This is a genomic window from Streptomyces sp. NPDC014733, assembly GCF_043083385.1.
Classification (GTDB): Bacteria; Actinomycetota; Actinomycetes; order Streptomycetales; family Streptomycetaceae; genus Streptomyces.
The window spans coordinates 226,760-252,110 of sequence record NZ_JBIBYO010000001.1 but is presented as its reverse complement, the minus strand read 5'-3'; the positions used below and the strand labels follow the sequence as shown (position 1 = coordinate 252,110).

Genomic DNA, 25,351 nt, shown 5'->3' with positions numbered 1-25,351 from the left:
CCCCGGACATTGAGTGGGTACAACTCAACTTGCCTGCCGAAGGGGAGATCATGGCTTCGTCGTCCCACACGCTCACTCTGCCGGTGCTGCCCCTCGATGACGAGGTGGTGCTGCCCGGGATGGTGGTGCCGCTGGACCTGTCGGACGCGGACGTGCGGGCCGCCGTGGAGGCCGCGCAGTCCGCCGCCGTCCAGGGCAACAAGCCGGAGGTGCTGCTTGTGCCCCGGGTCGACGGCACCTACGCCGCGATCGGCACGCTCGGGCGGATCGAGCAGGTCGGGCGGTTGTCCGACGGCGATCCCGGCGCGCTGATCCGCGGGCTGCGCCGGGTGCGCATCGGATCCGGCACCACCGGCCCGGGCGCCGCCCTCTGGGTGGCGGGCACCGCGGTCGAGGAGACGGTGCCGGGCACCGCCGACGGCGAGGGCGGCCGGACCCTCCCCGGCGCCGTGACCGAGCTGGTCACCGAGTACAAGGCGCTGGCCACCAGCTGGCTGCGCAAGCGCGGCGCCTGGCAGGTCGTCGACCGCGTCCAGCAGATCGAGGACGTCTCCGCCCTCGCCGACAACGCCGGGTACTCGCCGTTCCTCACCACCGAGCAGAAGGTCCGGCTGCTGGAGACCGCCGACCCGGTCGCCCGGCTGAAGTTCGCCACCGAGACGCTCCGCGACCATCTGGCCGAACAGGACGTCGCCGAGGCCATCGCCAAGGACGTCCAGCAGGGCGTCGACAAGCAGCAGCGCGAATTCCTGCTGCGGCGGCAGCTGGAGGCGGTCCGCAAGGAGCTGTCCGAGCTGACCGGCGACGGCGACGAGAACGGCGACCACCGCGCCCGCGTCGAGGCCGCGGACCTCCCCGAGGACGTCCGTAAGGCCGCCCTCAAGGAGGTCGACAAGCTGGAGCGGGCCGGCGACCAGAGCCCCGAGGGCCCCTGGATCCGCAACTGGCTCGACACCGTCCTCGAACTGCCCTGGAACGAACGGACCGAGGACGCCTACGACATCACCGGCGCCCGCGCCGTGCTCGACGCGGACCACGCCGGTCTGGAGGACGTCAAGGAACGGATCACCGAGTACCTGGCGGTCCGCAAGCGGCGCGCCGAACGGGCCGCCGCCGACACCGCCGACACCGCCGACGCCGGGGCCACCGCCGGTGGCGGGCGCCGCGCCGGGGGTGCCGTGCTGGCGCTGGTCGGACCGCCCGGCGTCGGCAAGACCTCGCTCGGCGAGTCCGTCGCCCGGGCCATGGGCCGCTCCTTCGTCCGGGTGGCGCTCGGCGGCGTACGCGACGAGGCGGAGATCCGCGGCCACCGGCGGACGTACGTCGGCGCGCTGCCCGGGCGCATCGTCCGGGCGATCAAGGAAGCCGGTTCGATGAACCCGGTGGTGCTGCTCGACGAGATCGACAAGGTCGGCTCCGACTACCGCGGCGACCCCGCTGCGGCCCTCCTGGAGGTCCTGGACCCGGCGCAGAACCACACCTTCCGCGACCACTACCTGGAGGTCGAACTCGACCTCAGCGACGTGGTGTTCCTCGCCACCGCCAACGTCCTCGACGCCATCCCCGGGCCCCTGCTCGACCGGATGGAGCTGGTCCGGCTGGACGGCTACACCGAGGACGAGAAGATCGTCATCGCCCGTGACCATCTGCTCCCGCGCCAGCTGGAGCTGGCCGGACTCGCGCCCGGCGAGGTCACCCTCACCGACGAGGCGCTGCGCAGCCTGGCCGGGGAGTACACCCGCGAGGCGGGCGTGCGGAACCTGGAGCGCGCGGTGGCCCGGCTGCTGCGCAAGGTGGCCGCCCGCCACGAACTGGGCGAGCGGGAGCTGCCGTTCACCGTGGGCACCGAGGAGCTGCGCCCGCTGATCGGACGGCCGCACCACACCCCGGAGGCGGCGCAGGACCCGGCCGTGCGGCGGACCGCCGTACCCGGGGTGGTGACCGGGCTCGCGGTCACCGGCGCCGGCGGCGATGTGCTCTACGTCGAGGCGTCGCTCGCCGACCCGGAGACGGGCGCCTCGGGGCTGACGCTCACCGGTCAGCTCGGCGACGTGATGAAGGAGTCGGCGCACATCGCGCTGTCGTTCCTGCGCTCCCGCGGGGCGGAGCTGGAGCTGCCGGTCGGCGACCTCAAGGAGCGCGGCGTCCATCTGCACGTACCGGCCGGCGCCGTCCCGAAGGACGGGCCGAGCGCGGGCGTCACGATGACCACCGCGCTGGCCTCGCTGCTGTCGGGCCGTCAGGTGCGGCCGGACGTGGCGATGACCGGTGAGGTGTCGCTGACCGGGCGGGTGCTGCCGGTCGGCGGGATCAAGCAGAAGCTGCTGGCCGCGCACCGCGCGGGCATCACCACGGTGATCATCCCGCAGCGCAACGAACCGGATCTGGACGAGGTCCCCGAGGAGATCCTGGAGACCCTCGACGTGCGGCCGGTCGCCGATGTGCGCACCGTGCTGGAGCTGGCGCTGACCGACGCGGCCACGCCGGTCCGCGCCCCGGCCGCCCCGGACGGCGCGGTGCCCGCCGCGGCGTGACGGACGCGACGGGCACCACGCCCCGGAAGAGGGGCCCCTCCCGCAGCACGCGGGAGGGCCCCCTCTTCCTTCTGTGGTTTGCCGCGGGGTCCTGCTCTTTCCCGCGGGTCGCGCGGTGATCAGCCGTTGGCGAGCGCCTGGAGCCGGTCGTACGCGCCGTTGAAGGAGTTGTGGTCCCCGACGTACGGGCCGGTCGAGGTGTACTGCCAGATGGTGTGGAAGCCCCAGCCGCCCGGGAGTTCACCGACCGAGGAGCCGTAGCGCGGCACCCACAGCGGGTTGACGGCGCCGAAGCTCGTGTTGTTGCCGGTGCACTGCTTCCACCAGCTGGTGGAGGTGTAGATGACGGCGTCGCGTCCGGTGCGCGACTTGTAGGTCGCGAACCAGTCCTTCATCCAGTTGACGAGCCCGGCGGCGCTCATGCCGTAGCAGGTGTCGCCGTACGGGTTGTACTCCATGTCCAGCGCGCCCGGCAGGGTCTTGCCGTCCTTGGACCAGCCGCCGCCGTGGTCGACGAAGTAGTTGGCCTGGGCGGCGCCGCTGGAGGTGTTCGGCGTGGCGAAGTGGTACGCGCCGCGGATCATGCCGACGTTGTACGAGCCGTTGTACTGCTGGGCGAAGGAGGGGTTGGTGTAGCTCGTCGACTCCGTCGCCTTGACGTACGCGAACTTCACGCCGCTGTTCCAGAGCGTCGTCCAGTCGACGCTGCCCTGGTGGCCGCTGACGTCGACACCCTCGACGCCGGCGAGCAGCCCGGTCGCCGGCCGGACGGAGCCGGTGCCCTCGTGTGCGGCGATCTGCGATCCGGCCCAGTCCTGGGCGGGGTGGGCCGGTTCGGGGGCGTCCTTGGCGGGCGTCGCGGCGGCCGTGGCGCTGCCGGGCAGGCCCACCAGCAGCGCGAGGGTCGCGAGCAGGGAGCCGGCCGCGGTGGCCAGGGTGCGGGTGCGGTGCGGGGAGCCCGACCTGTGCACGAGCATGCGTGCCTCCGGATTTTCTGTGAGCTGACCTGAGGGGGGATACGGAGCCGCGGCGGACCACGGCCCCGGTGTTGCGCGCCGCCGGGGTACGGCGACGACCGCCGCGGGACGCGGCGGAGTGCGGTACGTGGTGCGGAAGTGCGGGTGCAGAGGTGCAGAGGTGCAGAAGTACAGAAGTGCGGTGGTGCGGTGTGCACGGTGCGGGCGGGCGCCGTCGGTGCGGACGCCGTGCGCGGACCGGGCAGGGCGACACCTGACGCGGTGTGACTGACTTGGTGTGGCCATGCCAGAAATGACGATACGCGCGTAGACCTCGACGATAAAAGGGGGACGCGGGGCTGCCGTTGGTCTAATCCTGCGAAATACTGGCCCAGCTGCGGCTTCGGCGGCGGCGAGCGGAAACTTTTCACGAACGGAAACGCCGGAAAGGGTGCTGACGTGCACAACACCGGAGCCGACGGAGCGGCGGACCACGGCGACGCGGCGGGTGTGGACCACGTATTCCTCGCCCTGGAGCGCGAATTGGCGGTGTTCCTGCGCCGGGCCCGCGCCTCCTCCGGCGAGCTGGCCCGCGAGGTCCACCCCGGCATGGAGCCCGCCGCGTACGGCCTGCTGGTGCGCCTCTCCGACGCCGGGGCGCAGCGCGCCACCGACCTGGCCGGGTACTTCGGCGTCGGCAAGGCGACGATGAGCCGCCAGCTGCACGCCCTCGAAGGGCTCGGTCTGGTCACCCGCGAGCCCGACCCCGCCGACGGCCGAGCCGTCCTGGTCCGCCTCACCGACGAGGGCCGTGACCGCTACGGCCGGGCCCGCCTCGCCCGCCGCGCCCGCTACGCCCGCCGCCTCGCCTCCTGGGACCGCACCGAGGTCGCCGAACTCAGCCGCCTGCTGCACCGCCTCAACGCCGAACAGGAGGGTGAGGACGCGTCGTAGGGCGCGGCCCGCCGTGCCGGGGGCGCCCGCCGCGACCCGCGCGCCGGGCGTACGGCCCGGCCGCCCCCGGTCTCACGGCTCCACGTACACCACCGCCGCGTCGTCCCGCGCCTTGCCGCGCGGGTGCGCGGCGCCCGCCGGATCCGCCGCCTCCGCCGCGCGGACCGCGTCGATCAGCGCCTGCGGCCCCTCGCGCGCCACCAGCGCCGCGCACTCCTGCCAGGACCCCTCGCGGAACACCTCGACCCAGCGCCCGGCGCCGTCGCTGAGTGCCGTCAGCGCCCGTACCCCGGACCGCGGGGTGCGCCCGGTGACCGCCCGGGCGGCGACGGACGGATCGGCCGCCGCGGTGAAGAACCCGCCCTCGGCGTTGCGCAGCGCCTCCACGGAGCGGACGTACGCGCGGCCGGCCGCGGCCCGCTCTGCCGAACCGCGCGGCAGTGCCCGCAGCGCCTCACGTTCGGCCCGCACCGCCGGGGTCAGCTCGTCGAGCCGGGTGTCGAGCACCGGCGCCACGGAGCCGTCCGGGCGCGTCAACAACAGGGCCGAATCGGAGAGTACGAGGTGCTCGACGCTCTCGTCGGACCAGCGCGCGGCGACTACTGTGGCCTGCGGAGTGCGGTGGTGAGAAAGGTCACATGTCGACCGGTGAAGGGTGGCCGTACGGGAGATGGCTTCCGCGAGCACCTCAGGGAGCGTCATGTCCCGGTGCGAAACCGACAGTTCGAGCATCGCGCCCCCCAGGCGCGCGGTGAACCACGGGACCGTGTGGAGGCAGCCGTAGTCGCCCTCGGGCGGCGTCACGCCGTCCAGCAGCACCAGGCTTCCGCCCTGGCCGGAAGCGGGCAGGGCGACGGAAGCGTAGTCCTCGTTTGGGTGTTGGGGATCGCCCGGTGCGACGGCGAGTTCGATGCGCATGCCGGGCAGTCTGCCGGAGCGGTGCGGGGCGGCGGCGGTGGCGGCGCCGCGCGGGCGGGTCACCGCCGACCTGCTGCGCGGTGCCCGCGGCGGGGTGCCCCGTGCGGGGGCGCGCGCGGTGCGGGCGGGCATCTTTGCAGGAGCCGACCGGTTCTCCAAACGCACCACAAGGTTGCGCCGGGTTGCACCGAGAATCGGCCATGCACGGAAGTTGATGGTCAACTTCCGATTGATGTTCACTCATTCGCGTGGCCGGGCAAGTGTTGCCGAGCCACTGCGCGGAGCCGGTGGAAAGGTCGCTTCCCGGATCATGGGGGGCGGGCCGGGACATACGTCGCGCCGCGCAAAGCCGGGCTGTTTCCCTTCGCGGAAGTGTGCACTGCTGCGGTTTCGCGCAGGTTCGCCCCGCGAGCGGAAACCGAGCCGGACCCGCGCGCCACACGGCGTGGGCAGGCGAGACAGGAATGCGAGCAGCGGTGCGGAAGAAGCGGCTTCGGGGCAGCGCAGGGAAGCCGGGAACGCCGGCCCGACCGGTCCCGGTACCGGACACGGGTCAAGGCCCCGGCACGGACGCGAGGACTGGCGGTGACCCCGCGGGCAGGCGCCCCGCGCGGGTGCGCAACCGCCTGATGGGCGCGGTGGCGGTGGTCGCGGTCGCCGTCGCAGGCGCCGGTGCCCCCGGCATCAGCGCCGCGGTGGACGACACCCACACCAGCCAGCGCCTCGTCGACCTCGCCCAACTCGACTCACGGGCGATAGCGCTGTCCCACTCCCTGGCGGACGAGCGCGACACCATGACGTCGTACATCGCCACCGGGCGGGCCGGCAGCACCGCCGCCGGCTACGAACCGCTGCGCGCCCGCGTCGACCGGCAGCTGCGCGATCTGCGCGCCGCCTCCCAGAACGCGTCCGGCGAGACCACCGTCTACGCCGCCGCGGAGAAGCAGCTCGCCACGCTGCCGCAGATCCGTCAGGAGGCCCTGGCCGGACCGGCGACCGCGCAGTCCACCTACGAGGCGTACACCCGCACCCTCCAGGCGCTCGGCGCCATCGCCGACGACATCGCCCGCTCGCTGCCCGGCCGTGCGGACGGCGACGACGCCGACACCCGCGCGCTGCCCGCCCTCGGCCGCGCCGTCGAGCAGGCCGCCGGGACCCGCGCGCTGCTGCTCGCCGCGCTGCGCGCGGGCGGTGAGCAGCCCCAGCTGACGGCCGCGGCCCAACTGGCCCACCTGCGCGAACAGGGTTCGCTCGCGGACTTCTCGCAGACCGCCGCGGAGCGCACCCAGGACCGCTACGACTCCACCGTCAACGGCGCGGACGTCACCACCGCCGAGCGGTACCTCACCCGCCTCACCGACCAGCCGCGCATGGACGCCGCCGACACGGCGCTCAGCCGTTCGCGGGTGCAGGCCACCCTCACCGCCCGGATCGACCTGATGCGCGGCGTCGAGTCGGCCCTGGCCACCCAGGAGATCCAGCGCCTGTCCACCCTGCGCGACGACGACGTCACCGCGCTGGAGATCCAGATCGCCCTGGTCGGCGTCTGCCTGCTGCTGGCGCTCGGTGTCTCGATCTCCGCCGCCCGCTCCATGACCCATCCGCTGGCCGCGCTGCGGCTCGGCGCCAAGCGGGTCGCCGCGGACCCGGCGCACGAGGAGCCCATCGCCTTCAAGGGCCGCAACGACGAGTTCGCCGCCGCCGTCCGCTCCGTCAACGCCCTGCACGCGCAGGTCGCCGACGTGGCCCGGCGCACCGCCGAGATGGAGGGCGAGCGCGGCCGGCTGATCACCGCCCGGCAGCGGCTGGCCGACGAGCGCGAGGTGATCGACCGCGAGCGCGAGGCGCTGCGGGCCGAGGTCGCGGAGCTGACCGAGCGGCTGGCGACGCTGCGCACCGGTGTGCACGGCCGGTACGTCAACCTCGCGCTGCGCACCATCAGCCTGGTCGAGCGGCAGCTCCACGTCATCGAGGCGATGGAGGAGCAGGAGCAGGACCCCGAGGCCCTGGAAACCCTCTACAAGCTCGACCACTTCGCCGCGCAGATGCGCCGCAACAGCGAGAACCTGCTGGTCCTGGCCGACACCGAACACGGCACCAGCAACGCGGGCCCGGTGCCGCTGCTGGACGTGCTGCGCGCCTCGGTCAGCGAGATCGAGCGCTACGACCGGGTGATCATCCAGTCGCTGCCGCCGCACGCCCAGCTCGCCGGGTTCGCCGCCGACGACATCAGCCACCTGGTCGCCGAACTCCTGGAGAACGCCACCGCGTTCTCCCCGCCGGAGGCCCATGTCGAGCTGTCCGGCTGGCTGCTGGAGACCGGTGAGCTGATGCTCTCGGTGCAGGACGAGGGCATCGGCATGACCGCCGAGCGCCTCGCCGAGCTGAACGAGCGGCTCGCCGACGCGGAGGCCGCCTCGACCTCCGAGACCATCGACGAGTCCCTGGGCCTGGGCCTGTACGTCGTGGTGCGGCTCGCCGCCCGGCACGGCGTCCGGGTGCAGCTGCGCGCCCAGCACCAGGGCGGCGTGACCGCCGTGGTGGTGCTGCCCGGCTCGATCCTGCCGACCCGCCCGGGCCCGGTGAACACCCGCGCGGGCACCCCGGCGCCCACCGGACCGACCCTGCCCGGTTCGGTCGCCGAGGCGAACTCCAACGCCCTGCAGACGCGGGTGCCGCGCACCGACCCCTCGGCCCTGCCGAAGCGCGGCGGGGCCCCCGCGCAGCCCGCCGCGGCCCCCGCCCCGCAGGCCGACCCGCTGGTCGCCGCCGCCGAGCGCGCCATCGACGCGGCCGGCCTCCCGGAGCGCGGCGCCCCCGTGCCGCAGGCCCCCACCGGCCCGCAGGCGCCGACGGGCCCGCAGGTCCCGGCCCCGCAGGCGCAGGCTCCCCAGGGGCCGATAGCGCCGCAGACACCGGCCCCGGGCGCGGCGCACGCGCAGGCCCCGCAGACCCGGGCTCCGCAGGCGCCCGGTCCGCAGGCGCCGGTCACCCGGGTCGGCCCGGACGCGCCCGGCGGCCGCCCCGCCCCGGCCGGCCCCGTCGCGCCGTACGTCGAGGCGCCCGCCACCCCGCAGGCGCCCGCCGCGGACGGCGGCAGCGCGTACGGTCCGATGTCGTCCGGCCCCTACGCCGCGCCCGGCACCGGCAGCCACCGCAGGCCGCCGGAGCCCGCGGCCCCGGCCGACCCGTACGCCATCGGGCCCGACCAGCACACCCGGCCCGCTCCGGCCGCGGAGCCCGGCCCGGCGGCCGTGCCGCACGCCGGGGAGGCCGCGCCGGACACCGACGCCGCGGTGCCCGAGCAGCGCCGTACGGACATGGGCCTGCCCAAGCGCACGCCCAAGGTCGTGACGCCGAAGGCGAACACCGCCGCCCCGCGCAAGACCGGCAAGGCCAACGCGGAGGCGCTGCGCCGGCGGCTCGGCGGCTTCCAGCAGGGGGCGCGCTCCGGACGCCGCGAGGTCGAGGCGGAGTTCGCGGGCGGTCCCGGGGGACCGGCCGCCGGTCCGCGGCCCGCGGCACCGCAGGACGGAGCCGCGCAGCAGACCAGCTCACAGATGGACACCGACGGAGCGGGGGCCCCGGGGATGAGCCACGTTGTCGAGGAGGCACGCGATTGATGGCCCAAGCGCCCATTGCCCACGGAGCAGGCCGGAGCACCCAGGCCCGGAACCTGCACTGGCTGCTGACCAATCTTGTCGACGAGGTCCCGGGGATCCTCTCCGTCGCCGTCGTCTCCTCCGACGGTCTGCTGCTGCTCTCCTCCGACCCCGGTCGGAACGAGGAGGCAGGGCTCGCGGAGGACGGTGAGGGGCCCCGCGGCTCCAGCGCCGACCTGGCCACCATCGTCTCCGGGCTCGGCAGCCTCACCGCCGGCGCCGCCAAGCTGATGTCCGGCGGGCTGGTCAAGCAGACCATGGTCACCATGGACGAGGGCAGTCTCTTCGTGATGTCGATCAGCGACGGTTCGCTGCTCGGCGTGCACGCGACACCGGACTGCGACATGAGCATCATCGCCTACCACATGGCGCTCTTCGTCGGCCGTGCCGGACATGTCCTCACCCCCGAACTCCGCAGCGAATTGCGTAAGTCGATGGAGAGCGCCCAGTGAGCACCACACCCCAACTCCCCGTGCGCGGCGGGGACCGTAAACCCGCGCGTGTACGACCGTATTCACTGACCGGCGGCCGGACCCGCTTCGGTCACGTCCTGCTCGTCGAGACGATCGTGGCGGCGCTCGACGCCTCCCCCGAGCGGCCCGAGCTGACATCCGGTGGCTGGGGCGACCGGGTCATGCCGGAGATGCGCGCCATCGTGGAGCTGTGCCGCCGGATGCGTTCGGTGGCGGAGATCTCCGCACTGCTCAAGATGCCGCTCGGCGTGGTCCGGGTGCTGCTGAGCGACCTCGCCGACCAGGGAAAGATCCGCGTCTACGGCACCGGTCACGGCACCGGCCGGCCCGACCGCGCGCTGCTGGAAAGGGTGCTGAGTGGACTTCACAGGCTCTGACACGATAACGGCCGGTGCGGCGGGCGCCGACGGCGTGGACCTGTTCGCCGGTGGTGCGCAGTCCGCCGCCGACATGGGCCTGCAGAGCTGGCAGACCGACCGCTCGCGGGCGCCGATCTCCACGAAGATCGTGGTCGCCGGCGGCTTCGGCGTCGGCAAGACCACCTTCGTCGGCTCGGTCTCGGAGATCACCCCGCTGCAGACCGAGGCGGTGATGACGCAGGCCAGCGCGGAGACGGACGATCTGACCGCCACGCCGGAGAAGAAGACCACCACGGTGGCGATGGACTTCGGCCGCATCACGCTCGACGAGGAGCTGGTGCTCTACCTGTTCGGCACGCCCGGACAGCAGCGCTTCTGGTTCATGTGGGACGACCTGGTGCGCGGCGCGATCGGCGCGATCGTGATGGCGGACACCCGGCGCCTTGAGGACTGCTTCCCGGCGCTCGACTACTTCGAGAGCTGCCAGCTGCCCTACGTCGTCGCCGTCAACCACTTCGAGGGGACACCGATGTACGCGGTGGAGGACGTGCGGGACGCGCTGACCGTGCCGCCGCACGTACCCATCGTGATCATGGATGCGAGGAATCGGCCCACGGTCGTCGAATCGCTGCTGGCACTGGTCGGCCACGCGCTGGCCGAAACGCCCGAATAGGCTGCCGCCGGCACCGATCCACCCCCTCCCCGAAGCAGCAGCAAACGCAGAGAAGAGCACCGCCATGCGGAAGATACTCGTCGTGGGAGCCGGCCAGTCCGGCCTCCAGCTCGCCCTTGGCCTCCAGTCCAAGGGGTACGAGGTCACCCTGATGTCCAACCGCACCTCCGACGAGATCCGCTCCGGCCGGGTCATGTCGACGCAGTGCATGTTCCACACCGCCCTCCAGCACGAGCGCGACCTCCAGCTCAACTTCTGGGAGAGCCAGGCGCCGCGCATCGAGGGCCTGGGCGTCTCGGTCGCCGCGCCCGGCAGCTTCCAGTCGCCGGAGGGCTCGCAGCGCGCCATCGACTGGGTCGGCAAGCTCGACGGCTACGCCCAGTCCGTCGACCAGCGGGTCAAGATGGCCGGCTGGATGGAGACCTTCGCGCAGCGCGGCGGTCAGCTCGTCATCCACGGCGCGGCAGTCTCCGACCTGGACTTCTTCGCCAGCCGCTACGACCTGACGCTGGTCTCGGCGGGCAAGGGCGAGCTGGTGTCGATGTTCGGCCGCGACGCGTCCCGTTCGCCGTACGACACCCCGCAGCGCGCGCTGGCCGTCGCGTACGTCCACGGCATGGGCCCGCGCCCGGAGCACCCCGAGTTCGACGCGGTGCGCTGCAACCTGGTGCCCGGCGTCGGCGAGCTGTTCGTGATGCCGACGTTCACCAACTCCGGCCGGGCCGACATCCTCTTCTGGGAGGGCATCCCGGGCGGTCCGCTCGACGCGTTCCAGGGCGTCAAGGACCCCAACGAGCACCTGGCGCTCACCCTCGAACTGCTGGAGAAGTTCCTGCCGTGGGAGTACGCGCGCTCCACGAAGGTCGAACTGACCGACGCGCAGGGCACGCTGGCCGGGCGGTACGCGCCGACCGTGCGCAACCCCATCGGCCGGCTGCCCTCCGGCGGTCTGGTCCTCGGTGTCGCGGACGTCGTCGTGGCCAACGACCCGATCACCGGCCAGGGCTCCAACTCCGCCTCCAAGTGCGCCCACGCCTACCTGGAGTCCATCGTCGAGCGCGGTGACCAGCCGTTCGACGCGGCGTGGATGCAGGCCACCTTCGACCGCTACTGGCAGACCGCGCAGCACGTCACCAAGTGGACCAACGCGATGCTGGCGCCGCCGCCCGAGCACGTGCTGAACCTGATCGGCGCCGCCGGTCAGATCCAGCCGGTCGCGGACCGCTTCGCCAACGGCTTCAACAACCCCGCCGACTTCGAGAACTTCTTCTTCGAGCAGGAGAAGACCGAGGCGTACCTGGCGTCGTTCGGCGGCCCGGCGGCCTGACCCCGGACCGTCCGCCGCTTCCGTCCGCCGGCCCCGGCTCAGTGTCCGGGGGCGGCGGACGTCGCGTATCCGGCGTCCGCCCTGCCGGACGCCGGGCCGTCGGCGGTCACCTGGCGGGGCGCGGTGTAGCCGTTGACCGGGCGGGCGCCGGGGTCCGGGCGGACGGCGCCGATCGGCGGGTTGGCGGCGAGCGGGGAGACCCGGACGGCGGTGCCCGGGCGCGGTGCCTGGACGACCTTTCCGGCGCCGATGTAGAGCGCCACATGGGTGGCGCCGGGGAAGTAGACGACGAGGTCACCGGGGCGCAGCCGGTTCAGCGGGACGTGCGGCAGCCGTCTCCACTGCTCCTGGCTGGTGCGCGGGATGGGCCGTCCGGCGTGTGACCACGCCTGCGAGGTGAGGCCGGAGCAGTCGAAGGAGTCGGGCCCGGTGGCGCCCCAGACGTACGGTTTGCCGACCTGGCGCAGCCCGTAGGTGATGGCCCGGTCGCCCGCGGATGAGGGGGCGCCCGCCGCGCCGAGCGCGCCCCGCGCGACCAGCGCCCGCTGGGCGGTGGCGGCGCCGTCGCTCTCCAGGCGGTCGAGGGCGGCGAGTTGGTCCGGGGAGAGTCCGGCGAGCAGTTTCTCGACGTCCTTGAGGCGGTTCTGTACGGCTGTTTGCTGCCGGGCGCGCTGTGCGGTGAGGGCGCGCTGCCGGTCGAGGGCGGCGTCCGCCTGCCGGGCGAGGGCGTCGGCCTGCCGCGCGCCGCGGGCCATCCGGTCGACGGTGGCGGCGGCCTCGGAGGCGGCGGTGTGCAGCAGGTGGCTGCGGTCCATCGCCTGTTCCGGGTCGTCGGCGAGCAGCACCCGGACGTACTGGGCGAGGGCGGCGGGGCCGCCGCCCTGGTACTGCTGGCGGGCGAGCCGCCCGGCGTCGGCGCGGGCCCCGGCGAGCTTCGCGCGGGCCTGCTGCAGCCGGACGTCGAGGGTCTTCGCGCGTGCCTGGGCGGCCCGGAGATCCTCCTGGGTGGCGTTGTACGCCTCGGTGGACTCCTCGGCGGAGCGGTAGAGGGCCTGGAGGCGGCGGAGGAGGGCGGCGGGGCTGTGGGCGTCCGGGGCCGGGCCGTCCGGGGCGGCGGACGCCCCGGCCGCCGCGGACGGGTCCGGGGCGGGGGCGGCCGAGGCGGAGGCCGCGGGTCCGGCCAGCGCGGTCGCGCCGAGGAGCAGCGCGGCACCGGCCGCTCGCAGGGTGCGCGACGACCGCGGTGCGGGACCGGACATCAGACCACCTCCGACGCCGACGGCCGGACGCCGGGGTGCCCGGTGCTCCGGCCGTCGGCCGTATCCGTGACGTGCGAACGCAGGGGATGCTGCCACGGTGGGTGGTGATTTCCGTACGAAGAGGGAGGGAGTGGGCGACTGACTCACTCGATCGGCGCCGGGCGGGCCGGTGCGCTGGGGTGGTGCGGGTGTGGTCCGGGCGGGGGCCCGCGGGGGTCAGCGGCCGAAGTAGGCGTCGAAGTTCTTCTGGAACTCCCAGTTGTTGAAGCGGTCCCAGTTGATCGACCAGGTCATCAGGCCGCCGAGGTCCGGCCAGGCGCCGTGCGGGGTGTAACCGCCGCAGTCGGTGTTCTTGGTGAGGCAGTTGAGCGCCTTGGTGACGTCGCCGGTCGAGGTGTGGCCGTTGCCGGCGTTGGGCGACGCGGGCAGGCCGATCGCCACCTGGGAGGGCTTGAGCGGCGGGAAGACCTTGTCCTTGTCGCCCGCCACGGGGAAGCCGCTGAGCAGCATGTCCGTCATCGCGATGTGGAAGTCGGCGCTGCCCATGGTGTGGTACTGCTCGTCCAGGCCCATGATCGGGCCGGAGTTGTAGTCCTGGACGTGCAGCAGCGTCAGATCGTCGCGGAGCGCATGGATCACCGGCAGGTACGCCCCGGCGCGCGGATCCTGGCCGCCCCAGGGGCCGGAGCCGTAGAACTGGTGGCCCAGTTGGACGAAGAAGGTCTCCGGCGCCATCGTCAGCGTGAACTTCTCGCCGTACTTCGCCTTGAGCGACTTCACCGCCGCGATGAGGTTGACGACGGAGGGCGTGGTGGGCGCGGTGAAGTCGGTGTCGCCGTCGTCCAGGGAGAGGGAGTGTCCCTCGAAGTCGATGTCGAGGCCGTCGAGGCCGTAGCGGTCGATGATGTCGCCGACGGACTTCACGAACGTGTCCCGGGCGGCGGCGGTGGTCAGCTGGACCTGGCCGTTCTGCCCGCCGATCGAGATCAGCACCTTCTTGCCGGCCGCCTGCTTCGCCTTGATCGCGGCCTTGAAGTCGTCCTCGCTCTCCACGCCCGGGCACTCGCTCTGCGGGCAGAGCGAGAAGCGGATGTCGCCGGAGGTGGGGGAGGTCGGTTCGCCGAAGGCCAGGTCGATGATGTCCCAGCTGTCGGGGACGTCGGCGAGGCGGGTGTAACCGGAGCCGTTGGCGAAGCTGGTGTGGAGATAGCCGACGAGGGTGTGCCCGGCCGCCGCGGCGGGGCGGGCGGCGGCCGGGGCGGGTGCCGGGGCGGCGTGCGCCGGTCCGGTTCCGGCCAGTGCGGTGAGCGCCGCGGTGGTGGCGACGGCGGCGAGCGCGGCGGGCAGCGCGCGACGGCGGCGGGCGCGGCCGGGGCGGGCGGTGCGGGGCGAGCCGGTGCGCATGGTGCTGCTCCTTCGGTCGACGGCGCGGAACGGTGGCACGGGGCGGTGCACGGGCGGTGGCGCGGTGTCGAGGCAGGGGAAGCCGCCCCTGAAGGGGTCGATCCGGTCAGGGAGGCGGGGCGGCTCCCCCGGTCAGGAAGCAAACAGGACTAGACCATTGGGTGTCAATGGTCCGGACCAGAGTGGGGTGGAGGCGCGGGGGAGGGGGTCGGCGGGGCGTCACCGGGCGGGCCCGCGGGCGGCCCCGGCGGCGGCTCGTGCCGGGCGCCGCCGCGCGGGCGGCGGAGGGCCGGGGCGGGGCGTGTCCGGGACGGGGCGCCCTGGGGTCCGCCCGTCCGCCCGCCCGGTTGGTCGGTCAACTCGCCTTGCTCCAAGGCCACTTGAGTCGTCGCCGCCCGGTGTCCCCCTCGGGGGCGTACGCGTAGCGCCAGCCGCGGGGCAGACTGAGGCGGCCGGGCGGGCCCGGGACGCGGCGGTAGACGTGCACCGTCGGCGGGGTGCCGTCGTCGTGCGGCACCGGCACGGTGTAGACCTTCGGCGGCCGGCCGGTGGCGTCGAGGAGGACCGGCAGCACCCGGCCGTCCAGCGGGCCCCCGGCGAACGGGGTGTTCTCGCTTCTCACGGGGCCAGTGTCACACCGGGGGAGGGGGGCGGTGCCGCGCGGGCGGCGTACGCCGGGCCCGCCCCGGGCGCGCCGCCCTCAGAGCAGGTGCCCCGCCTCGCCGAACACCGGCAGGGCGCCGCGGGCCAGGGTGCCGAGGCGGCCCTCGCGGGTCTCCATGGCCAGGGCCCGGCGCAGCACCCGGGCCGTCTGCGGATCGCCCGCGGCCGTGGAGGTCAGCAGCGCGACGAAGTGGTCGACCAGCCAGTCCCGCAGTTCGCCCAGGTCGGGGTTCTTCTCCTCGTCCAGCCAGATCAGCGAGGCGGCCTCCACCGCCGTGATCCACATCCGCACGGTCATCCGCAGCCGCCGCCCCGGCTCGGCCGCGCCGAGGTGGTGCAGGACGTGGTCGGCCGCGGTGCGCCGGACCTCGTCCACGATCGCCGACGTCCGGGACGTCTCGACCACGCTGCCGCCCTGGAGCAGCGCGCTGAACCCGGCGTCGTGCTCGTCGACGAAGGCGAGATAGCGGTCGAGGGCGTGCGCGAGGCGCTGGGTGAGCGGGCCGGTCTCCGGTTCGTCGAAGCAGCCTTGGAGGGCGTCGGCGGCGCTGCGCAGCGCCGCCTCGTACAGCTGCTGTTTGCCGCCGGGGAAGTAGCGGTAGACCAGCGGCCGGGAGACCCCGGCGGCGGTCGCGACGTCGTCGAGGGTGACGTCCTCGGGGGCGCGGTGGGCGAAGAGTCCCAGCGCGGCGGCGAGGAGTTGGCTGCGGCGCTGCTCCACGCCCATCCTGCGGTAGGCCGGTCGGGGTACTGCTGGGGCGGTGCCGCTGCCGTTCATACCAGCAGGGTAACGGCCCGGGCTTCGCGGCTGCACAGATCCCCGGGCCTGCCGCCCGCCGGCCCGTGCCGATCAGGCCAGCAGCCCCGAGCTCCGCCACAACTTCCGGCCCGCGCCGCGCAGTACTCCGATCTCGTCGAGGAAGTCGGTCAGCCGCTTGGCGCCGGACTGCATCACCTCGCGGCGGTGCCCGCTCGCCCTGACCTGCGCGACGGCCTCCCGCCGGTCGAGACCGACGTCGCTGTAGACCTGCGGGTTGACGAACGCGAGGGAGAAGACCCGCGCCGCCTCGCCCGAGCTGATACGGGTCAGCTCCCGCTCCCAGCGCGGCGCGGTCACCATCTGTCGCCGCAACTCCTCGCGGGCGTAGCGCACATGGCGCGCCTCCTCGACGACATGGATGCGGGTCACCCCGCGCACCAGGGTCTGCACCCGCTCGTCCGGGAACGTCAGCCGCTGCATCCAGTCCAGGATCTCCTCGCCCAGCAGGGTGCAGGCGAACGAACCGGGCGTGGTGGAGACGGTCTTGAGGATCCGGGCGAGGTTGTGGTTGAGGCGGGAGACCGGGTAGGTGGGGGCGCCGGTGCGGGTGATCAGCCGGGCGAACATCTTCGAGTGGCGGCACTCGTCCGCGATCTCGGTGAGCGCATAGCGGACGTGTGCGCTGGTCACCGGCTTGTCGTAGATGTGCCGGACCAGCAGCTGCATCAGGATGATCTCGAACCAGATGCCCAACGAGGCGAGAGAGGCGGCCTCGTGGCGGGAGAGGTCCTGCTGCTGCTCCACCGACATCCGGCGCCACAGCGGGGTGTCGTAGAGGGAGACCAGCTCCGGCGGCCAGTACCACTTGCCCGCTTCGAGCGGGGCGTCCCAGTCGAGTTCGGTGTCGGGGTCGAAGGAGTGCTTGGCCGAGGAGCCGAGCAGCCGCTCGGCGACCTGCTCGCGGTCCTTGAGCAGCCCGAGGGCGTCCCGCAGTACTTCGGTGTCCGGCACGGTCATCGCGGTCGTCGCGCTCGTCATGGCTGGGGCCACCTCGCTCATGGGGTTACCAACGGTCACCTCTTATGAGACTGCTTGTCAGTAAGCCCGTCAATCCCTCGCACGCGACTTCTTGACCCGCCGGTAAGGGGCGTGTGAGCCTGCAGGTGACCCCGTTGCCGGGCGCGCCGCTCGGACGGCCCCCGGCGGACGGGCGGAGCGTGACGACAGGCCCCACAGCCCGGTGAGCCGAGGAGACGCCCGTGTCGAGCCGCGATACCTACACCCGAGAGCCGGACGACCTCCTGTGGGAGGTCCCCGCCGCCGGCGCCGCCCGCTTCAGCTGGGAGTACGACGAGGGCCGCGCCCGACTCCTCGCCCTCTACCAGAAGGGCAAGGACAAGCAGTGGGACGCCACCACCCGCATCGACTGGGACCAGGAGGTCGACCCGTTCGACCCGCTCGGCACCCCCGACGAGGTGACCGCCCTGTACGGCACGCCGTACTGGGACCGGATGTCGGAGCGGGAGCGCGGCCAGCTGCGGCAGCACTTCGCGTCCTGGCAGTTCAGCCAGTTCCTCCACGGTGAGCAGGGCGCGATGGTGTGCGCCGCGCGGATCACCGAGGCCGTGCCCGACCTCGACGCGAAGTTCTACTCGGCCACCCAGGCCATGGACGAGGCGCGGCACGCCGAGATCTACAGCCGCTTCCTCCACGAGAAGGTCCAGCTGCTCTACCCCGTCAACGACAGCCTGCGCGCCCTCCTCGACGACACCCTGCGCGACGCCCGCTGGGACATGCCCTACCTCGGTATGCAGGTGCTCATCGAGGGCCTGGCGCTGGCCGCGTTCGGCATGCTCCGCGACACCACCACCAAGCCGCTGCCGCACCAGATCCTCGCCTACGTCATGCAGGACGAGGCCCGGCACGTCGCCTTCGGCCGGATGGCGCTGCGCGACTACTACCGGCAGCTCTCCGACGCCGAACTGCGCGAACGCGAGGAGTTCGTCATCGAGGGCTGCTATCTGATGCGGGACCGGCTGCGCGGCGTGGAGGTCCTGGAGAACTTCGGCATACCGCGTGCCGAAGCCCTCGAACTCACCGAGCAGTCGGAGTTCCTGCACCTCTTCCGCAAGCTGCTCTTCAGCCGCATCGTGCCGTGCGTCAAGGACATCGGCCTGTGGGGCCCGCGGCTGCGCCGTGCCTACGCCGACCTGGGCGTCCTCGACCTGGCCGACGCGGAACTGGACACGCTGATGGCCCAGGACGAGGAGATCGCCGAGCAGGTGGACGCACGGCGCTTCGCGGCCGAGGAGGCGGCCCGCACCGCCGAGGTCGCCGCGACGGTGTCGGCGGGGGCCGCGACGGAGGCCGGGGGAGAGGCCGGGCAGGGCTGAGGCCGCCGCGGGCGGCGGTCCGGCGGCGGTCCGGCGGCGGTCCGGGCCGGGCGGCCGGCCGCCCCTCCGCCACGGGGCTCCCGGGCCGCCGGGCTCAGCCCCCGTCCGCCGCCGCCCGCAACGCGTCGACGTCGAGCTTCTGCATCTCCAGCATCGCCTGTAGCGCCCGCTGGGCGCGGGCCGGATCCGGGTCGGCCATCAGCTCCCCGAGCGCATCCGGGACCACCTGCCAGGACAGGCCGTAGCGGTCCTTGAGCCAGCCGCACGGACCGGTGCGGCCGCCCTTGCCCAAGGCGTCCCAGTAGTAGTCGACCTCCGTCTGGTCCGCGCAGTTGATCAGCAGGGAGATCGCCTCGTCGAAGGTGAACTCCGGCCCGCCGTTGATCGCCGTGTACGGCTGCCCGTCCAGCTCGAAATCGACGGTGAGCACCGTCCCGGCCGGCCGCGGACCGGCCTCGCCGTAGTACGAGACCTGGGTGATGCGGGAGCGGGGGAACACCGAGACGTAGAACTCGGCGGCGTCCTTCGCCTGGGTGTCGAACCAGAGATTCGGGGTGATCCTCGGCATGGTGCACTCCTGCTGTCGGCGGACGGGACGCGCTCCCGCTGCCCTGACAACGACCGCGTCACCCCGGGGCGGCGCCGCCATTGGGGTACGCGCCGCCGCCCGGTCAGCCCACCGGGCGCCGTCCCGAACGGGCCGCCCAACGGCCCGCGTGCCGGGACACCTCCACGGGACGCCCGAAGCACGCCGTCATCCGCGGGCCGGTCAGCACCTCCTCGACGGGGCCGCGCGCCTGCACCCGGCCCTCGCGGAGCAGCAGCGCGTGCCCGACGGCGGGCGACAGCTCCTCCAGGTGGTGGGTGACGGTGACGGTCGCCAGCTCCGGACGGGCCAGGGCGAGCCGGTGGAGCGCGTCGATCAGATCCTCCCGCGAGGGCAGGTCCAGCGCGTTGAACGGCTCGTCCAGCAGGAGCAGCGAGGGGTCGGCCATCAGCGCGCGGGCGATCAGGACCCGCGCCCGTTGCCCGCCCGAACACACCCGGAACGGCCGGTCCGCCAGCTCCGCGCAGTCCAGCTCCGCCAGCAGCGCGTGCGCCCGCTCCCGGGTGGCGCCGTCGTACGTCCGCCACAGCGGCTGCACGGTGCCGCTCGCACCGGTGAGGACGACGGTGTGCCCGGTCGCGTCCCGCGGCACCTGCTGCGCGCTCGACACCAGCCCGATCGCCGCGCGCAACTCCCGTACGTCGACGGCGCCGAGCCGGTGGCCGAGCACCTCGACCGTGCCGACCGTCGGGAACATCAGCGCACCGGCCAGCCGCAGCACGGTGGTCTTCCCCGCCCCGTTCGCCCCGAGCAACGCCCAGTGCTCCCCGGCCCGGACCGTCCAGTCGACACCGTCCAGGACCGGCCGACCGGTGGTGTGACGGCGGACGCCCACGCCGGTCAGGGCGGCGACGACCCGGGGCGCGGAGCCCGGGGCGGAGGCGGGGGAGGGGAGCGTCAGCCCCAGCAGCCGCCGCATCCGGCCGTACTTCGCGGTCAGCCGCTCCCGGGTCGGGGCGTCGAGCGCCGCGAGGCGGGCCGGGTCGGCGTTGTGGGCCAGGTCGGCGGTCTTGACCAGCAGGGCGCCCGGGGTGGCCAGGATGCGGGCGGCGTACTCCTCGGGCGGTTCGCCGGTTCGTTTGGTGACGGCGAGGATCATCGCCTTCGTCGCGTCCGGCAGCGCCGCCCGCGCCAGCTCCCCGGCGGGCAGCGCCCCGTCCTCGACGGCGTCGTGGAGCCAGGCCGCGGCGATCTGCTCCGGGGTGCCGCCCCGCGCCCGCACCCCGTCGGCGACCGCCGCCAGATGCTCCGTGTACGGGCGGCCCGCCTTGTCCGTCTGCCCGGCGTGCACCCGCCGCGCCAGCGCCTCGACCTCCGCCGTGGTCAGCAGGGGCGCCGCACCGGCTACCACCGCGTCCGGCACCGCCGTACCGCCGTCAGGTTCCGTCATGCGGTCATTGTGCCGGGCCCGGTCCTTCCGCACGGGCCCGGCCGTAGGGGAGGACCGGCTCAGTGCAGGGCCGCCCGCATCACCGCGCCGGCGATCGGGGCGGCGCTGCCGCCGCCGCTGATCTCGGCGCGGTCGGCCGCCGCGTCCTCGACGACCACCGCGACCGCCACCGCGGGCTGGGCGGCGTCCTCGCGGCGCGCCCAGGAGATGAACCAGGCGTACGGGGTGCCCTCGTTGTGGACGCCGTGCTGGGCGGTGCCGGTCTTGCCGCCGACGAGCGCGCCGCCGATCGCGGCACGGTGCCCGCTGCCGTGCTCGACGACGTCCACCATCAGCTCCTGGAGCCGCCGGGCGGTCGCCGGACCCATCGCCCGGACCGGCGCCGGGCGCTCCGGCGCGGCGAGCGCCGTCCCGGACGCGTCGGTCACCTCGTCCACCAGATAGGGCGCCGCCCGCTCCCCGTCGTTCGCCACCGCCGCCGCGACCGACGCCATCTGGAGCGGCGTCGCCGTCGTGTCGTACTGCCCGATCGACGACAGCGCCAGCTGCGCGCGGTCCATCGTGGTGTCGAAGGTGCTCGCCGCGACGGGCGACGGGATGCGCGGCCCCCGCCCGTCGAAGCCGAACGCCCGCGCCGTGCGGACCATCGTCGCCGGCCCCACGTCGACGCCCAGCCGCGCGAAGACGGTGTTGCACGAGACCCGGAACGCCTCCCGCAGCGAGGCGTCCTCGCAGTCGTCCGACTCGTTGACCAGCACGGTGTCCGTACCGGGCAGGGTGTACGGATCGGGCGAGTCGGTGGGCGCGTCCGGGTCGGTGACCAGCCCGCTCTCCAGCGCCGCCGCGGCGGTGACCACCTTGAACGCCGAACCGGGCGGATACGTCTGCCGGATCGCCCGGTTGAGCATCGGCTGCCGCGCCGCCCCGGTCAGCCGCCGCCACGCCGCCGTCACCTTCGGCCCGTTGCCCGACAGCTCGGCCGGGTCGTACGAGGGGGTGGAGACCAGCGCCAGGATGCGGCCGGTGCGCGGTTCGAGCGCGGCGACCGCGCCGGTGCGGTCGCCCAGTCCCGCGAACGCCGCGCGCTGCACCGCCGGATCGATGGTCGTCGCGACCGTCCCGCCCCGCCGCCGGGCCCGCGTCAGCCCGTCCCACCAGGGGAACGCCGTCAGCCGCGGATCGGTCCCGGCCAGCACCCCGTCCTCGGCGCGCTCCAGCAGAGAGGTGCCGTACGTCTGCGAGGAGAAGCCGGTGACCGGGGCGTACAGCGGTCCGTCGGTGTACGTCCGCTCGTGCCGCAGCCGCCCGCCGCTGTCGTGCGAACCGGTCACCGGCCGCCCGGCGACGAGCACCGCGCCGCGCGGCTGCGCGTACCGCGCGATCTGCGCCCGGCGGTTGGCCGGATCGGCGGCCAGCTCCGGTGCGCGGAAGACCTGCACCCATGCCGCGTTGCCCAGCAGCGCGACGAAGAGCAGCAGGCAGAAGACGGCGGCGTGCCGGGTGCAGCGGATCACCGGCCCGCCTCCGGAGCGCGCCCGGCCACCGCCACCGCCTCGGCCCCGACGGTGTCCCGCAGCCCGTCGGGGGCGTCCGGCGCGTCCCCGGGAGGTCTGCGGGCCCGGTCGCTGAGGCGGATCAGCAGGGCCACGATCAGCCAGTTCGTCACCAGCGAGGAGCCGCCCTGGGCCAGGAACGGCAGCGCCATCCCGGTCAGCGGGATCAGCCCCATCACCCCGCCGGAGATGACGAAGACCTGCACCGCGGGGAGCGCGGCGAGCCCGACCGCCAGCAGCCCCCCGAACGGGTCGGGCAGCCCGAGCCCGGCGCGGAAGCCCCGCGCCACCAGGACCGCGTAGAGCAGGAACAGCGCGGTCAGCCCGGCGAGCCCCAGCTCCTCCCCGAACGTCGCCAGCAGGAAGTCGGACTTCATGGCGAAGCCGATGAGGTACGAGTCGCCGCGGCCCAGCCCCGTGCCCAGCAGCCCGCCCGCGCCGAACGCGTACAGCGACTGTGCCAGTTGCCCGGGGCCCGCGCCCGTCGCGACCCCGGCGAACGGATGCAGCCAGTCCGCCACCCGGCTGTGCACATGCGGCTCCAGCACCGCGACGGCGGTCGCGCCCGCACCGGCCAGCAGCACCCCGACCGCCAGCCAGCCCAGCCGCCCGGTCGCCACGTAGAGCAGCACCACGAAGATGCAGAAGTACAGGAGCGAGGTGCCGAGGTCGCGTTCGAGGACGAGGATGGCGACGGTCAGCAGCCAGACCACGGCGACCGGGCGGAGGATCCGCAGCGCCGCGCCCCGCGCCGCGCCGGGGCCGTCCGCCGGGGGCGCCGCGCGGTGGGCCGCGAGCCGTGCCGCGAAGAACACCGTGATCAGCACCTTCGCGAACTCGCCCGGCTGGATCGAGAACCCGGCGAGCCGGATCCAGATCTTGGCGCCGTTGACCGCCGGGAACGCCAGCGGCGCGAGCATCAGCGCCAGCGCCGACGCCGCGCACACCGGCCCGTACCGCGCCAGCCGCCGGTGGTCGCGCACCAGCAGCACCGCCGCGGTGAACAGCGCGATCCCGACCGCCGACCAGACCAGCTGGGCCGGTGCCGCGTGGTGGCCGGGCGTCGCCAGGTCCAGCCGGAAGATGAGGACCAGCCCGATCCCGTTGAGGAGGACGGCGACCGGCAGCAGCAGCGGATCGGCGTGCGGGGCGCCGCACCGCACCGCCAGATGGGCCAGGAGCGCGAGGGCGCCGAGCCCCGCGCCGTACCCCGCGGCGCCGCCGGGCACCGCGCCCCGCACCGTGAGCCCGACGACGGCGTACCCGCAGACGCTGATCAGCACCGCGCCGGCCAGCAGCACCAGCTCGACACCGCGCCGCCGGGAGACGGGCGGGCGTGGCGGCGGGCGGTCCGCCGCCGGGGCGGACGACGCCGGTGCCGGGGGCGGGGCCGTTGCCGTCATGCCTGGCAACGTAGCAAGTAAGGAGGCTTATATGTGTTATGTCGGATCGTCTGCCGCTCATGTCGGAATGTAATGACTTCCGTGGTAATTCCGATTCGTTCCTCGGAGGGGGCGGGGGGAGGGGCGCGGCGACCGGTGCCCGGGAACGCGGGATTCCGTGGGACGGCGGCGGATCGTCGCGCCGGGGCGGGAACGCGTACGCCCCCGCGCAGCCGAACGGAGTCCGCACTCCGGGCAACTCCGCACCGGAAATCGGCGTCCTGGTAACGGAAGTTCAGGGCGTTGCCCGGGCAGTACGGGAGCAGTGGATGAAGGTCGCACGGGGGGTGGGGGGAATTCCAGGGTTGTCCCCGACGGATATCAGGGCCGTTGGGCCCTCGGCGCCGCCAAGGGCGCTTTGTAAACTCGACGCGAAAGACAAGGGCCGAGCGCGTCACGCCGGCCGCGGGCGACCGGCGATGCCGGCCGACGTCACGGACCCGCGCCGTGACCGCCGCAAGCGAGGGGCCGGGGGTGCCGGAAAAACACCCCCTACGGCGTACGGCGGCACTGTGCACGCCGGGCGGACGCCCCGCGCTTCCTCGGTCCCTCCGGGCCGCCGAGTGCGGATGACCGTCCCCCTCGACGAAAGGCAGTATTAGCGTCATGACGACACTCCGTTCCCGGATCATCGCCTGGGCCGGCCGCTTGTATCTCGCGCGGACTCGGAAGAAGGGCTTCGATCTCTCGCGGATGTCCTTCCTGCCCGAATCGGTGCTGATGCCGCTGCGGCGCGACGGACTCGACCCGGTGCCCGAACTGGGCGCCGTCCGGGAGAAGGAGCCCATCACCAAGCTGCCGGTGCCGATAGCCGCGAACGTCTGGCTGGTCACCGGCTATGACGAGGTCAAGGCGGTGCTCGGCAAGGCCAACGCCTTCAGCTCGGACTTCACCCACCTCGTCGGCAAGGCGGGCGCGGAGGCGGAGCAGAATCCGGGCGGACTGGGCTTCGCCGACCCGCCCGTCCACACCCGGCTGCGGCGGCTGCTCACCCCGGAATTCACCATGCGCCGCCTGAGCCGCCTCACCCCGCGTATCCACGAGATCGTGGAGGAGCGGCTGGACGCCATGGAGCGGGCGGGCAAGGACGGCGAACCGGTCGATATCGTCCACGCATTCGCGCTACCCATTCCCTCCCTGGTGATTTGCGAACTCCTCGGCGTGCCCTATGAGGACCGCGCGGATTTCGAGCGGCTGAGCGCCGCGCGCTTCGACCTCTTCAGCGGCGCCAACGCGTCCTTCGGCGCCATATCGGAATCCCTGCAGTATTTCCGCGAGGTCGTCAAGAAGCAGCGCAAGGAACCGGGTGACGGTCTCCTCGGCATGATCGTCAAGGAGCACGGCGACTCCGTCAGCGACGAAGAACTGGCCGGTCTCGCCGACGGCGTCCTCACCGGCGGCTTCGAGACCACCGCGAGCATGCTGGCGCTCGGCGCCCTCGTCCTCCTCCAGGACCCGGACCACTTCGCGGCGCTCAAGGACGGCGACGAGGCCGTCGAGCGGTACGTCGAGGAGCTGCTGCGCTACCTCACCGTCGTCCAGGTCGCCTTCCCGCGCTTCGCCCGCGAGGACCTGGAGATCGGCGGCGTGCGGATCGCCGCCGGCGACGTCGTGCTCTGCTCCCTGAGCGGCGCGGACCGCGACGGCGGCCTCGGCCCCGACATGGAGCGCTTCGACCCCGACCGCAACGTCCCGTCCCACCTCGCCTTCGGCTACGGCATCCACCGCTGCGTCGGCGCCGAGCTGGCCCGGATGGAGCTGCGCGCGGCCTACCCGGCCCTCGTCCGCCGCTTCCCCACGATGCGCCTCGCCGTCGAACCGGAGAACCTCAGCTTCCGCAAGCTCTCCATCGTCTACGGCATCGACTCGCTGCCGGTGCACCTGGGCGGCTGAGCCCCGCCCCGGAGCGTCGCCCCGGCGCGCCCGTCCCGCCTGACGCGGACGGGGCGCCGGGGTGTGGTGTAGCCGGGGCCGGGGCCGGGGCCGGGGCCGGACGAGCGGTCGGGGCCCGGGCCGACGCGCGG

At 73.8% G+C, this 25,351-nt stretch carries 19 protein-coding genes and 2 pseudogenes; 9 read left to right on the top strand and 12 right to left on the bottom strand.

From position 1 onward, the window contains the following. The first annotated feature begins 50 nt into the window (after positions 1 to 50). Positions 51 to 2,534: an endopeptidase La gene (lon, locus tag ACF1BH_RS01085; protein WP_391640282.1), complete on the top strand. Its 2,484-nt coding sequence runs from the start codon at positions 51 to 53 to the stop codon at positions 2,532 to 2,534. Between the two features lie 119 nt (positions 2,535 to 2,653). Here lon and ACF1BH_RS01080 read toward each other — a convergent pair whose 3' ends face one another. Then, a complete protein-coding gene (locus ACF1BH_RS01080) occupies positions 2,654 to 3,511 on the bottom strand; it encodes a lysozyme (protein WP_391640281.1) in 858 nt (285 codons plus the stop codon). Positions 3,512 to 3,949: 438 nt separating this feature from the next. Here ACF1BH_RS01080 and ACF1BH_RS01075 point away from each other — a divergent pair, with 438 nt between their 5' ends. Then, positions 3,950 to 4,444, top strand: coding sequence for a MarR family winged helix-turn-helix transcriptional regulator (locus ACF1BH_RS01075; RefSeq protein ID WP_391640280.1), 495 nt, complete (start codon positions 3,950 to 3,952; stop codon positions 4,442 to 4,444). A 72-nt stretch (positions 4,445 to 4,516) separates the two neighbouring features. Here ACF1BH_RS01075 and ACF1BH_RS01070 read toward each other — a convergent pair whose 3' ends face one another. Next, positions 4,517 to 5,362 carry a hypothetical protein gene (locus tag ACF1BH_RS01070; protein WP_391640978.1) on the bottom strand — a complete coding sequence of 282 codons (846 nt, stop codon included), beginning with the start codon at positions 5,360 to 5,362 and terminating at the stop codon, positions 4,517 to 4,519. Between the two features lie 614 nt (positions 5,363 to 5,976). Here ACF1BH_RS01070 and ACF1BH_RS01065 point away from each other — a divergent pair. From ACF1BH_RS01065 to ACF1BH_RS01045, 5 genes are all read left to right on the top strand, one after another. After that, positions 5,977 to 8,985, top strand: coding sequence for a nitrate- and nitrite sensing domain-containing protein (locus tag ACF1BH_RS01065; RefSeq protein ID WP_391640279.1), 3,009 nt, complete (start codon positions 5,977 to 5,979; stop codon positions 8,983 to 8,985). Next, positions 8,985 to 9,476, top strand: coding sequence for a roadblock/LC7 domain-containing protein (locus ACF1BH_RS01060; RefSeq protein WP_391640278.1), 492 nt, complete (start codon positions 8,985 to 8,987; stop codon positions 9,474 to 9,476). Before ACF1BH_RS01065 ends, ACF1BH_RS01060 begins: the two co-directional genes overlap by 1 nt. After that, on the top strand, positions 9,473 to 9,874 hold the full coding sequence (locus ACF1BH_RS01055; protein ID WP_345086266.1) for a DUF742 domain-containing protein: 402 nt from the start codon (positions 9,473 to 9,475) through the stop codon (positions 9,872 to 9,874). The genes ACF1BH_RS01060 and ACF1BH_RS01055 overlap by 4 nt, the downstream gene beginning before the upstream one ends. 73 nt (positions 9,875 to 9,947) lie before the next feature. Next, positions 9,948 to 10,529, top strand: a complete 582-nt coding sequence (locus ACF1BH_RS01050; protein WP_051739329.1) for an ATP/GTP-binding protein — start codon at positions 9,948 to 9,950, stop codon at positions 10,527 to 10,529. 64 nt (positions 10,530 to 10,593) lie between these two features. Further along, positions 10,594 to 11,856: a styrene monooxygenase/indole monooxygenase family protein gene (locus tag ACF1BH_RS01045; protein WP_391640277.1), complete on the top strand. Its 1,263-nt coding sequence runs from the start codon at positions 10,594 to 10,596 to the stop codon at positions 11,854 to 11,856. A 38-nt stretch (positions 11,857 to 11,894) separates the two neighbouring features. Here the strand turns inward: ACF1BH_RS01045 and ACF1BH_RS01040 are convergent, their stop codons facing one another. From ACF1BH_RS01040 to ACF1BH_RS01020, 5 genes and pseudogenes are all read right to left on the bottom strand, one after another. Continuing rightward, positions 11,895 to 13,115, bottom strand: a complete 1,221-nt coding sequence (locus ACF1BH_RS01040) for an NlpC/P60 family protein (protein WP_391640276.1) — start codon at positions 13,113 to 13,115, stop codon at positions 11,895 to 11,897. 216 nt (positions 13,116 to 13,331) lie between these two features. Further along, positions 13,332 to 14,339, bottom strand: a pseudogene (locus tag ACF1BH_RS01035) (chitinase); the annotation flags it as partial. A 535-nt stretch (positions 14,340 to 14,874) separates the two neighbouring features. Further along, positions 14,875 to 15,141 carry a hypothetical protein gene (locus ACF1BH_RS01030; RefSeq protein ID WP_391640275.1) on the bottom strand — a complete coding sequence of 89 codons (267 nt, stop codon included), beginning with the start codon at positions 15,139 to 15,141 and terminating at the stop codon, positions 14,875 to 14,877. 78 nt (positions 15,142 to 15,219) lie between these two features. After that, entirely contained in the window at positions 15,220 to 15,960 is a 741-nt protein-coding gene (locus tag ACF1BH_RS01025; protein ID WP_391640274.1) for a TetR/AcrR family transcriptional regulator, read from the bottom strand. A 72-nt stretch (positions 15,961 to 16,032) separates the two neighbouring features. Continuing rightward, positions 16,033 to 16,980 (bottom strand): diiron oxygenase, encoded by a 948-nt coding sequence (locus ACF1BH_RS01020; protein WP_391640273.1) that lies wholly within the window; start codon positions 16,978 to 16,980, stop codon positions 16,033 to 16,035. Between the two features lie 221 nt (positions 16,981 to 17,201). On the opposite strand from ACF1BH_RS01020, the gene ACF1BH_RS01015 reads away from it, so the two are divergent. Next, complete coding sequence (locus tag ACF1BH_RS01015) at positions 17,202 to 18,335, top strand: ferritin-like domain-containing protein (protein ID WP_391640272.1); 1,134 nt, start codon at positions 17,202 to 17,204, stop codon at positions 18,333 to 18,335. A 94-nt stretch (positions 18,336 to 18,429) separates the two neighbouring features. Here ACF1BH_RS01015 and ACF1BH_RS01010 read toward each other — a convergent pair whose 3' ends face one another. The 5 genes and pseudogenes from ACF1BH_RS01010 to ACF1BH_RS00990 all read right to left on the bottom strand — a co-directional run bounded on the left by ACF1BH_RS01010 (position 18,430) and on the right by ACF1BH_RS00990 (position 23,288). After that, positions 18,430 to 18,903 (bottom strand): VOC family protein, encoded by a 474-nt coding sequence (locus ACF1BH_RS01010; protein ID WP_391640271.1) that lies wholly within the window; start codon positions 18,901 to 18,903, stop codon positions 18,430 to 18,432. 103 nt (positions 18,904 to 19,006) lie between these two features. Continuing rightward, complete coding sequence (locus ACF1BH_RS01005; protein WP_391640977.1) at positions 19,007 to 19,861, bottom strand: ABC transporter ATP-binding protein; 855 nt, start codon at positions 19,859 to 19,861, stop codon at positions 19,007 to 19,009. After that, positions 19,838 to 20,272: pseudogene (locus ACF1BH_RS01000) on the bottom strand (HD domain-containing protein); the annotation flags it as partial. The pseudogene ACF1BH_RS01000 and the gene ACF1BH_RS01005, both read right to left, overlap by 24 nt. Positions 20,273 to 20,391: 119 nt before the next feature. After that, positions 20,392 to 21,846 carry a penicillin-binding transpeptidase domain-containing protein gene (locus ACF1BH_RS00995; protein ID WP_391640270.1) on the bottom strand — a complete coding sequence of 485 codons (1,455 nt, stop codon included), beginning with the start codon at positions 21,844 to 21,846 and terminating at the stop codon, positions 20,392 to 20,394. Further along, positions 21,843 to 23,288 (bottom strand): FtsW/RodA/SpoVE family cell cycle protein, encoded by a 1,446-nt coding sequence (locus tag ACF1BH_RS00990; protein WP_391640269.1) that lies wholly within the window; start codon positions 23,286 to 23,288, stop codon positions 21,843 to 21,845. The genes ACF1BH_RS00995 and ACF1BH_RS00990 overlap by 4 nt, the downstream gene beginning before the upstream one ends. A 645-nt stretch (positions 23,289 to 23,933) precedes the next feature. On the opposite strand from ACF1BH_RS00990, the gene ACF1BH_RS00985 reads away from it, so the two are divergent. Then, the gene (locus ACF1BH_RS00985; RefSeq protein ID WP_391640268.1) at positions 23,934 to 25,220 is read left to right on the top strand and encodes a cytochrome P450; all 1,287 of its coding nucleotides are present in this window, start codon (positions 23,934 to 23,936) and stop codon (positions 25,218 to 25,220) included. Positions 25,221 to 25,351 lie beyond the last annotated feature (131 nt).